The 10,133-nt window shown below is 65.3% G+C and carries 8 protein-coding genes and 1 pseudogene; 7 read left to right on the top strand and 2 right to left on the bottom strand.

The features are described 5' to 3' along the window. Window position 1: 1 nt before the first annotated feature. Window positions 2-310 carry a hypothetical protein gene (locus B3T59_RS05910; RefSeq protein WP_005202917.1) on the top strand — a complete coding sequence of 103 codons (309 nt, stop codon included), beginning with the start codon at window positions 2-4 and terminating at the stop codon, window positions 308-310. 36 nt (window positions 311-346) lie between these two features. Here the strand turns inward: B3T59_RS05910 and B3T59_RS05915 are convergent, their stop codons facing one another. After that, a complete protein-coding gene (locus B3T59_RS05915; protein ID WP_005202918.1) occupies window positions 347-1,225 on the bottom strand; it encodes a PAC2 family protein in 879 nt (292 codons plus the stop codon). Window positions 1,226-1,276: 51 nt separating this feature from the next. On the opposite strand from B3T59_RS05915, the gene metH reads away from it, so the two are divergent. Further along, a complete protein-coding gene (gene metH, locus B3T59_RS05920; RefSeq protein ID WP_064863956.1) occupies window positions 1,277-4,861 on the top strand; it encodes a methionine synthase in 3,585 nt (1,194 codons plus the stop codon). Window positions 4,862-4,918: 57 nt separating this feature from the next. On the opposite strand, the gene B3T59_RS05925 is transcribed toward metH, so the two are convergent. Beyond that, on the bottom strand, window positions 4,919-5,857 hold the full coding sequence (locus B3T59_RS05925; RefSeq protein ID WP_287001723.1) for a manganese-dependent inorganic pyrophosphatase: 939 nt from the start codon (window positions 5,855-5,857) through the stop codon (window positions 4,919-4,921). Between the two features lie 420 nt (window positions 5,858-6,277). Between B3T59_RS05925 and B3T59_RS05930 the strand changes: the two genes are divergently transcribed. From B3T59_RS05930 to hisG (B3T59_RS05950), 5 genes and pseudogenes are all read left to right on the top strand, one after another. After that, window positions 6,278-7,681, top strand: coding sequence for a hypothetical protein (locus B3T59_RS05930; protein WP_376782604.1), 1,404 nt, complete (start codon window positions 6,278-6,280; stop codon window positions 7,679-7,681). 51 nt (window positions 7,682-7,732) lie between these two features. Further along, window positions 7,733-8,467 (top strand): HAD family hydrolase, encoded by a 735-nt coding sequence (locus B3T59_RS05935; RefSeq protein WP_287001725.1) that lies wholly within the window; start codon window positions 7,733-7,735, stop codon window positions 8,465-8,467. Beyond that, window positions 8,446-8,727, top strand: coding sequence for a phosphoribosyl-ATP diphosphatase (locus B3T59_RS05940; protein WP_197494490.1), 282 nt, complete (start codon window positions 8,446-8,448; stop codon window positions 8,725-8,727). The genes B3T59_RS05935 and B3T59_RS05940 overlap by 22 nt, the downstream gene beginning before the upstream one ends. Window positions 8,728-8,801: 74 nt before the next feature. Continuing rightward, window positions 8,802-9,641 (top strand): ATP phosphoribosyltransferase, encoded by an 840-nt coding sequence (gene hisG / locus B3T59_RS05945; protein WP_287001726.1) that lies wholly within the window; start codon window positions 8,802-8,804, stop codon window positions 9,639-9,641. A gap of 113 nt (window positions 9,642-9,754) precedes the next feature. Continuing rightward, window positions 9,755-10,133 (top strand): annotated as a pseudogene (hisG, locus tag B3T59_RS05950) (ATP phosphoribosyltransferase); the annotation flags it as partial.

The following is a 10,133-nucleotide window of genomic DNA, read 5'->3' on the forward strand; positions in this document are numbered from 1 at the left end:
GGTGGCCCGCGTTCAGGAGATCCGACCCAACACCGAATCCGGCGTGTACACCGTGATCACACGGACCTCGACGTATCTGCTCGACTTCAACGACATGACTCTGCTGCGGGCTCCCGGCGTGGGTGGCACCGACAGCGAGGAGTGGGCGGTCAGCAGACTGCGACGCGACTCCGAAGACATCCCGCTTCTCGGTGTGAAGTCATGCCGCGTGGGCGAATCAGCGCAGTTCTGGGTTCGCGCCGCCGACGACCCGGACGTACGGACCTGGCGAATCACGACGCCGGTCGTCTCCATCGAACGCATCGACTGAACGCCGACACCCGACACGGCGAGCGGTCGTTGCGGCTCAGCTCCCGAATGGGCCGGGTCGACGCCGCTTGAGATAGCGCTCGAATTCCGCAGCCAACGCGTCGCCGTCGATCTTGGCCATCGCCTCGTCGGTGTCGAGTTCGGCGTCGCCACGCTCCTCGAGGCCTCGGACGTAGTCGGCGATCTCCTCGTCGTCCTCGGTCATCTCGGTGACGGCCTGCTCCCATTCCTCGGCCTGCTCGGGCAGCGTGCCGAGCGGTACCTCGATGTCGAGGACCTCCTCGACCCTGTTGAGCAGCGCGACCGTCGCCTTCGGGTTGGGCGGCGTCGACACGTAGTGCGGGACCGCGGCCCAGAACGACACCGCGGGCAGCCCTGCCTGCACGAACAGGTCCTGCAGCACACCGGTGATCCCGGTCGGGCCCTCGTAGCGGTTTTCGGCGAGGTTGTAGCGCTCGGCAGCTTCGCTGCTGTATGCGCTGCCGGTCACCGGCACCGGACGGGTGTGAGGGGTGTCGGCGAGCAACGCGCCGAGCATCACTGTCGTCTCGACGCCCAGCTCATGCGCGAGGTCGACGATCTCGGCGCAGAACGCACGCCAGCGCATGTTGGGTTCGATTCCGCGCACCAGTACGATGTCACGGTCGGCTCCCTCGGGGCTGCAGTAGGAGATCGACGTCGTCGGCCAGTCGATTCGGCGGGTGACTCCGTCGATTTGCTTCACCGTGGGCCGATTGACCTGGAAGTCGTAATAGTCGTCGGCGTCGATGTCGACGAGGGGCTGCGCATCCCAGGTCAACGCGAGATGCTCGACGGCGCTACTGGCCGCGTCTCCGGCGTCGTTCCAGCCCTCGAAGGCAGCCAGCAGGATCGGCCGGCGCAACCGGGGAAGATTCGACAACTGCTCTGCGTTCACTGAACCAGCCTACGACCTGATCACAAAAGAGAGCGAACTACGCTGAGAACCATGTCCAACCCCTCCCGAACCGCAACCGACTTCGACACGACGTTCCTCACGGACATGTCGCGTCGAGTATTGATCGGCGACGGGGCGATGGGCACCATGTTGCAGGCTGCGGATCTGACGCTCGACGATTTCAACAACCTCGAGGGTTGCAACGAGATCCTCAACGACACCCGCCCCGACGTTCTCGCCGACATCCACCGCGCCTACTTCGAGGCCGGCGCCGACGCCGTGGAGACCAACACATTCGGCTGCAACCTCTCGAACCTCGGCGACTACGACATCGCCGACCGCATCCGCGAACTGTCCTTCAAGGGCACCTCCATCGCCCGTGGTGTCGCCGATGAGATGGGGCCGTCGAGTGATGGCACCGGACGTTACGTCCTCGGGTCCATCGGCCCCGGCACCAAGCTGCCGAGCCTCGGCCACACCACGTTCGAGGCCATCCGCGACGCCTACTTCGAATGCGTCGCAGGCATGCTCGACGGTGGCGCCGACGCGATCCTCGTGGAGACCTCGCAGGATCTGCTGCAGGTGAAGGCTGCCGTTCTTGCTGCCAAGCGGGCGATGGCCCAGCTCGGGCGTCGGATTCCGATCATCTCGCACGTGACGGTCGAGACCACGGGCACCATGCTGCTCGGTTCCGAGATCGGGGCGGCGCTGACCGCCATCGAACCGCTCGGCGTCGACATGATCGGACTCAACTGCGCCACCGGGCCTGCCGAGATGAGTGAGCATCTGCGCTACCTGTCGCGGCACGCCACCATTCCGGTCTCGGTCATGCCCAACGCCGGTCTTCCCGAGCTCGGTCCCCACGGCGCGGTGTACCCGTTGCAGCCCGACGAGCTCGCGTCCTCACTGGCGACGTTCGTCGGTGAATTCGGCCTGTCCTTCGTCGGTGGCTGTTGCGGCACGACGCCCGACCACATCCGCGAGGTCGCGGCCGCGGTCGCCGACGTGACCAAGGCGCAGCGTAACCCGCAGCACGAGTCGGAGACGTCGTCGCTGTACACCGCGGTGCCCTTCGACCAGGACGCCAGCTTCCTGGTGATCGGCGAGCGCACCAACTCCAACGGCTCCAAGGCATTCCGCGAGGCGATGCTCGCCGAGGACTATCAGCGCTGCCTCGACATCGCCAAGGACCAGACCCGCGACGGCGCGCACATGCTCGATCTGAACGTCGACTACGTCGGCCGCGACGGCGCTGCGGACATGACTGCGCTCGCCAGCAGGTTCGCGACGTCGTCGACGCTGCCGATCATGCTCGACTCCACCGAGCCCGAGGTGATCCGCGCAGGACTCGAGGCGCTCGGCGGTCGGTGTGCGGTCAACTCCGTCAACTACGAGGACGGCGACGGACCCGATTCCCGATTCGCACGTATCATGCGGCTCGCCGTCGAACACGGTGCCGCTGTGGTGGCACTGACGATCGACGAAGAAGGTCAGGCGCGTACCGCGGACTGGAAAGTCCGTGTGGCAGAGCGGCTCATCGCCGATATCACCGGCAATTGGGGACTCGCCGAAGAGGACATCATCCTCGACACCCTGACGTTCCCGATCTCGACGGGTCAGGAGGAGGTCCGCAAGGACGGTATCGAGACCATCGAGGCCATCCGGCGACTGCACGAGGCACATCCGGAGGTGCACTTCACCCTGGGTATCTCCAATATCTCGTTCGGCCTGAATCCCGCTGCGCGCCAGGTGCTCAACTCGGTCTTCCTGCACGAATGCGTCCAAGCGGGCCTCGACACCGCGATCGTGCACGCGTCGAAGATCCTGCCGATGGCTCGCATCCCCGACGAGCAGCGCGACGTGGCGCTCGACCTGATCTACGATCGTCGACGCGACGGATACGATCCGCTGCAAAAGCTCATGGAGCTCTTCGAGGGCGTCTCGGCGGCGTCGGCCCGCGAAACCCGTGCGGCAGAGCTGAATCGGCTTCCACTGTTCGAGAGACTCGAGCGTCGCATCGTCGACGGCGAGCGGAACGGGCTCGAAGCCGACCTCGACGAGGCGATGACGCAGAAGCCGCCGCTGGAGATCATCAACGAGACACTGCTCTCCGGCATGAAGACCGTCGGCGAGCTGTTTGGTTCCGGCCAGATGCAGCTGCCGTTCGTTCTGCAGTCGGCCGAGGTCATGAAAACCGCTGTGGCACATCTCGAACCGCACATGGAGGCAACCGGAGAAGACGGCAAGGGACGCATCGTGCTTGCCACTGTGAAGGGCGACGTCCACGACATCGGCAAGAACCTCGTCGACATCATCTTGAGCAACAACGGCTACGAGGTCGTGAACATCGGTATCAAGCAACCGATCTCGACGATCCTCGAGGTGGCCGAGGACAAGCGCGCCGACGTGATCGGCATGTCGGGGCTGCTGGTGAAGTCGACGGTCGTCATGAAGGAGAACCTCGAGGAGATCAACGCCCGAGGGCTGGCGGACAACTATCCCGTCCTACTCGGCGGAGCGGCGCTCACGCGGTCGTACGTGGAGAACGATCTCTCGGACACCTACGAGGGCGACGTGCACTATGCGCGAGACGCCTTCGAGGGGCTGCGGTTGATGGACGACATCATGGCGCTCAAGCGTGGCGGCGGATCGGTGCCGGAGAGCGCCGACTCGATCGCAGCCGCCCAGAAAGCCGCCGAACGCAAGGCACGCCACGAGCGATCGAAGCGCATCGCCGCCAAGCGCAAGGCCGCAGAGACACCGGTCGAGGTGCCTGCACGTTCGGATGTCGCTTCGGACAACGACGTTCCGACACCACCGTTCTGGGGAACACGCATCATCAAGGGCGTCCCCGTCGCCGAATACCGCCAATTGCTCGACGAGCGCGCACTCTTCCTCGGTCAGTGGGGGTTGCGCGGGGCACGCGGCGGCAACGGGCCGTCGTACGAGGAACTCGTCGAGACCGAGGGTCGTCCGCGGCTGCGCTACTGGCTCGACCGGCTCTCCACGGAGGGCATCCTGCAGCATGCCGCCGTCGTCTACGGATACTTCCCGGCGGTCAGCGAGGGAGACACCGTGCATGTGTTGACCGAGCCTCGCCCGGATGCCCCTGTGCGGTACAGCTTCTCGTTCCCACGCCAGCAGCGGCCGAAGTTCCTGTGTATCGCCGACTTCATCCGCTCGCGCGACGACGCCATCGCCACCGGACAGGTCGACGTGCTGCCGTTCCAACTCGTCACGATGGGTCAGCCGATCGCCGACTTCGCCAACAAGCTCTTCGCCGACGACGCGTACCGCGACTACCTCGAGGTCCACGGAATCGGAGTGCAGTTGACGGAGGCGCTTGCCGAGTATTGGCACCAGCGGGTGCGCAGCGAACTGACGGTGGGGGACAAGTCATTCGGCTCTGAGGATCCCGACGCTGCCCAAGGCTTCTTCGACCTCGAGTACCGCGGTGCGCGTTTCTCGTTCGGCTATGGCGCGTGCCCGAATCTCGAGGACCGCGTCACGATGATGAAGCTGCTCGAACCGGAGCGCATCGGCGTCGAACTCTCGGAGGAGTTGCAGCTTCATCCCGAGCAGTCGACGGATGCCTTCGTTCTGCACCACCCGGAGGCCAAGTACTTCAACGTCTGACGTCGACGGCGTGCGGCGGCGCTTGCGCGCGCGTCATGTGGTGCGCCAGTACTCGCGTCATGTGGTGCGCAGTACTTCGGTCAGCTGCGGGACGATCTGCTTCTTCCTGGAGACGATCCCAGGCGCCTTCGCGTGGCCGTCGCGGACGGTCACGTCAAGTGCCTTTTCGACGGCCTCGACAGGCGACCCGACGACGAGAAGATCGGAGTCGACCCTCAGCACGTCGGTGATCAGTAGCAGGAACAGGTCGTATCCCTGTTGTCGCGCTTCGGCGTTCATCGCGGCGAGAAACTCTTCGCTGCGTGCGAGCAGACTGCCGACGTCGACGGTGTTGATCTGTGCGACGCGGACCGTCGTCGATCCCATCGTGTAGCTCTTGGCGTCGCGTTTGATGAGTTCGGCCGCAGATGCGTCGCCGACGTCGGAGCCGGCGCGGAGCAGGTCGGTGCCGTAGTGGTCGAGGTCGATGCCGGCGCGCTCGGCAAGTTCCTGTGCGGCTGTCCGGTCCAGGTCGGTGGTGGTCGGCGAGTGCAACAGGAGGGTGTCGGAGACGATTGCCGACACCATCATCCCCGCGAGGTCTGCCGGTGGGGTGAGGTCGTTCTCGCCGAACATCCGGTGAAGGATCGTGCAGGTGCAGCCGACGGGCTCAGCGCGAAACCACAGTGGTGCAGCGGTCTCGAAGTTGGCGATCCGATGATGATCGACCACCTTCTGAACGGTCACGTCGGCGACATCGGCGACGCTCTGCTGACGTTCGTTGTGGTCGACGAGAATCACCCTGTCGGCCTCCGGACGCGCCCGCTCGATGACACGCGGCGCGTCGACACCGAAATGATCAAGCGCATAACGGGTTTCTACGCCGGGTTCGCCCAGGGCGACGGCTTCGACGTCGAGTGAGGGGTCGAGCGCGCGCTCGAGGTGCGCCATCGCGAGCGCCGACGCGATGGCATCGGTGTCCGGGTTGCGGTGACCGAAGACGAAGACCTTCGACATGACTCCTCCGAGACTGCTCGACTACGTCCGTGCCCTTCGACACTACGACGATTCGACACTACGACGATTCTGCGTGGGGCGATCTGGCCATGGACGAGTCGGCCCCCGGGGTTGATCAAGCGCGGTGAATCAAGGGGGTGAATCCCGCGGGGTGATGTGAACCTCGGAAGAACCGGACAGCTTGTTTCCACCGACTTTCCAGGCTCGCCGATCACAGTGGACACCGTGTCGTCGACTCTCACTCCCGCAGACCTGCCCGAAAACTCGAGCATCCCCTTCGCCGGAACCGCGCAGCCCGCCCCGATCCCGCACCACCCGACCCGGCACGACGCTGTGCCCCGGTGGCTGCGCTGGTGCGTTCTCGGCGTCGTGCTGGCGGTAGGGCTAGGTGTGCGGTGGTACTTCCTCGATCGTCAGACGATGGACTACCAGAACTTCTTGAGCCGCTGGTACGACACCCTCGACCAGCAGGGATTCGGTGCGTTCCGTGAGCAGTTCGCCGACTACAACTACCCGTACCTCTATCTGATCTGGCTCCTCACCGTGCTGCACGTGCCGTCACTGATCGGCATCAAGGCGCTGTCGATCATCTTCGACGTGGCGCTGGCGAGCTTGGCGTACCGGATCGTCGCACTGCGCACCGATCGATTCTGGTTGCAGGCGTTCGCCTTTGGCGTCGTGTTCCTCCTGCCGTCGGTGATCATGAACAGCGCCTGGTGGGGTCAGGCCGACGCCGTCTACACCGCGTGCGTGGTCGCCGGGATCTATTTCCTCCTGCGCGCCCAACGAAGCGATACTCATGAGGGCGACACTTCCGAGGGCGATTCTGGGCGACAGGCGCACGTCTGGAATCGGTCTGCGTGGAATAAGCGTGAGTGGAAAGTGCGTGCGTGGAATCCGTACGTGTCGAACTCCGTGGTCGCGTGTGTGTTCTTCGGCCTGGCGATCAGCTTCAAGCTGCAGGCGATCTTCGTGTTGCCGGTGGTGTTGTGGTTGCTCGTTCGCCGTCGCATCCCCTGGTACGCCCTGCTGGCGATACCCGCCGTCTACGTACTGCTCGACATTCCCGCGGTGTTGGCTGGCGCGTCGTGGTCGACGGCACTCTCGGTGTATCTGAACCAGACAGACTCGTACAAGCAGCTCACTCTCGGCGCGGCGAACCTCTATCAGCTCATTCCGATCTCGGGGGACGCCACCTGGGTGGCACATCTCGGTATCGGGCTGGCCGCGCTGGTGATCGTGGTGTTCCTGGCCTGGTCGCTGTGGAAGAAGCCGGCCGTCACGCCTGCCTCGATCCTCGTCGTGGCCACGGCGAGTGCTGCCGTCGTGCCGTTCCTCTTGCCCGCGATGCACGACCGATACTTCTACGCCGTCGAGATCCTCAGTGTGATCGCCGCGTTCTACCTTCCGCTATGGTTCATCGCGGTGCCGGTCCTGATCCAGGCGTCGGCGATCGGCGTCTACCACTCGTCACTGTCCGGCGATCAGGGCCACGGCATGACCAGGCAGTTCCACGGCACCAGTGGTGGTGCCGGCCAGCCCTCCGGACAACCCGGGGGACAGCCGTCCGGACAAACGGCGGGGCAGCCACCTGCCAGCCAACAAGCTGGCCCCGGCGGACCGGGTGGACGCGGCGGACAACACGGGCCGGGTCGACCGGATGCACATGGCGTAAGCGGTGGCTACACGTCGGGCCGGGGCGATACCGCGCTGACCGTCTACGCCTCCCTGATGGCCGCGGCGGTGCTGGGACTGGTGATCAGCGTCGTCGACGCAGTCAGACGTCCGGCCTCGCGTCCCGCGCACGACGACGTCGCCACGTGAGCCGAATCACCGGATTCGCTGCGCGTTGTCCGCATCGGCGATGATGCTCGGGTGACGACCTCGACAGAACCAGCCCGTCCGGCCGCGGTCCTCTGGGACATGGACGGCACGCTGCTCGACTCCGAGAAACTGTGGGACATCGCCGTGGCCGAACTGTCCGAACGTCACGGCTACGTGATGACGCCGGAGCTCCGCGAGTCGACACTCGGCAACTCCATGAGCGACGCGCTGACCAAGGTCTTCGACGCTTCCGGCGTGCCCGTCGACGAGCGTGACTACGCCGCCGACGAGCGCTGGCTGCTCGATCGGGTTGCTCAGCTGTTCTCCGTCGATCTGCCCTGGCGACCAGGCGCACTCGAGGCGCTGACGACAATCTTCGACGCGGGCATCCCCATGGCGTTGGTGACCAATACGGTGCGCGAGCTGACCGATCAGGCACTCGGCACCATCGGCCCGCACTTCTTCGCAGTCACCCTGTGCGGCGATGAGGTGGAATTCGGCAAACCAGCGCCTGATCCCTACTTGCGGGCGGCGACCCTGCTTGGCGTCGAAGCCAGTCAGTGTGTCGCCGTGGAGGATTCGCCGACCGGAACTCAGTCGGCGGTATCCGCCGGATGCACGACGATAGTCGTGCCGTCGGCCGCCGACGTCCCGGCGGGTCCCCGACGCCGCTTTCGGCGCAGCCTCGACGGACTGACGATCATCGACCTCGCACGGCACGACCAGTCGTTCGGCGATCCCGTGAGTCGATCCCATGTGCGCGCATGGGACAATCGACACCCGTGAAGACCTTCGATGAGTTGTTCGCGGAGCTGACCGACAAGGCGACGACGCGTCCCGCAGGTAGTGGCACCGTCGCCGCACTCGACTCCGGCGTGCACACACTGGGCAAGAAGATCATCGAAGAGGCCGGCGAGGTGTGGTTGGCTGCCGAATACGAATCCGACGAGTCGCTCGGCGAGGAGATCTCCCAGCTTCTCTACTGGCTGCAGGTGATGATGATCAAGCGGGGCCTCTCACTCGAGGACGTCTACCGCCATCTGTAGGCCGTGACCGATTCGGTCCCGGCCCGCCCGATCTACAGACCACAGACGATTCATCGACATCCCCTGGAGTGACCATGCTGCGCGTTGCAGTCCCCAACAAAGGTGCCCTCTCCGAGTCGGCCGCCGCCGTGCTGGCCGAGGCGGGTTACCGCAAACGATCCGACTCGAAGGATCTCACCGTCCTCGACATCAACAACGACGTCGAGTTCTTCTTCCTCCGACCCAAAGACGTCGCCATCTACGTCGGCGCGGGCACGCTCGATCTCGGCATCACCGGTCGTGATCTCGCTCGCGACTCGGGTGCCCAGGTCGACGAGGAGCTCGCGATGGGCTTCGGGTCCTCGACCTTCCGCTATGCAGCTCCCGCAGGTCAGAAGTGGAGCGTCGACGATCTGGGCGGTAAGCGCATCGCGACGTCGTATCCGAACTTGGTGCGCGACGACCTCGCGTCGCGGGGGATGACAGCCGAGATCATCCGCCTCGACGGCGCAGTCGAGATCTCGATCCAGCTCGGGGTCGCCGACGCGATCGCCGACGTCGTGTCGACCGGCACGACCCTGCGCCAGGCGGGCCTCGAGATCTTCGGCCCCGTGATCCTCGAGTCCACCGCGGTGCTCATCTCGACGCCCGACAAGGTCGAGCACACGCAGACCCTCATCAAGCGCCTCGAGGGCGTCCTCGTCGCGCGCCGCTACTCGGTCATGGACTACGACATCCCCGCCGAGTCGCTGCAGGAGGCGATGACGATCACGCCGGGCTTCCAGTCGCCGACCGTCTCGCCGCTGCACGACGAGACCTGGTTCGCGGTGCGCTCGCTTGTGCCGAACAGCGACCTCAACCAGGTGATGGACAAGCTCTCGAACGTTGGCGCCCGCGCGATCCTCGTGACCGCGCTGCAGGCCGCGCGGATGTAGGCATGACCACGAGCGCCACCACGAACACCCTCGCGGTCCGGGTGATCCCGTGCCTTGACGTGGCCGACGGCCGCGTCGTCAAGGGGGTCAACTTCCTCAATCTCCGCGACGCGGGCGACNNCGACGCGATCGCCGACGTCGTCGGCTCGGGACGGACCCTGCGCCAGCACGGCCTCGAGGCATTCGGCGAATCGCTCTGCGACTCCGAGGGTGTGCTGATCAGCCGTGCGGGCGTCGACCCCGACAAGCGCGCAACACAGTTCATCAAACGAGTGCAGGGCGTCGTGTTCGGACAGCAGTACGTGATGATCGACTACGACTGCCCTCGATCGCTGTTGGAGCAGGCGACGGCCATCACTCCCGGCCTCGAGTCGCCGACGGTCGCTCCGATGGCCGACCCCGAGTGGGCGGCCGTGCGCGCAATGGTGCCACGTCGCGATCACCAGAACCTGATGGACGAGCTCTCGGAGCTGGGTGCGCGCGCGATCCTCG

This window comes from Gordonia sp. UBA7860, from assembly GCF_002500165.1.
GTDB lineage: Bacteria > Actinomycetota > Actinomycetes > Mycobacteriales > Mycobacteriaceae > Gordonia > Gordonia sputi.

Coding starts and splice junctions, on each gene's coding strand:
- B3T59_RS05930 (WP_376782604.1), top strand. CDS start 6,278: ATGGACTACCAGAACTTCTTGAGCCGCTGGTACGACACCCTCGACCAG.
- metH (WP_064863956.1), top strand. CDS start 1,277: ATGTCCAACCCCTCCCGAACCGCAACCGACTTCGACACGACGTTCCTC.
- B3T59_RS05925 (WP_287001723.1), bottom strand. CDS start 5,857: ATGTCGAAGGTCTTCGTCTTCGGTCACCGCAACCCGGACACCGATGCC.
- B3T59_RS05940 (WP_197494490.1), top strand. CDS start 8,446: ATGGGACAATCGACACCCGTGAAGACCTTCGATGAGTTGTTCGCGGAG.
- hisG (WP_287001726.1), top strand. CDS start 8,802: ATGCTGCGCGTTGCAGTCCCCAACAAAGGTGCCCTCTCCGAGTCGGCC.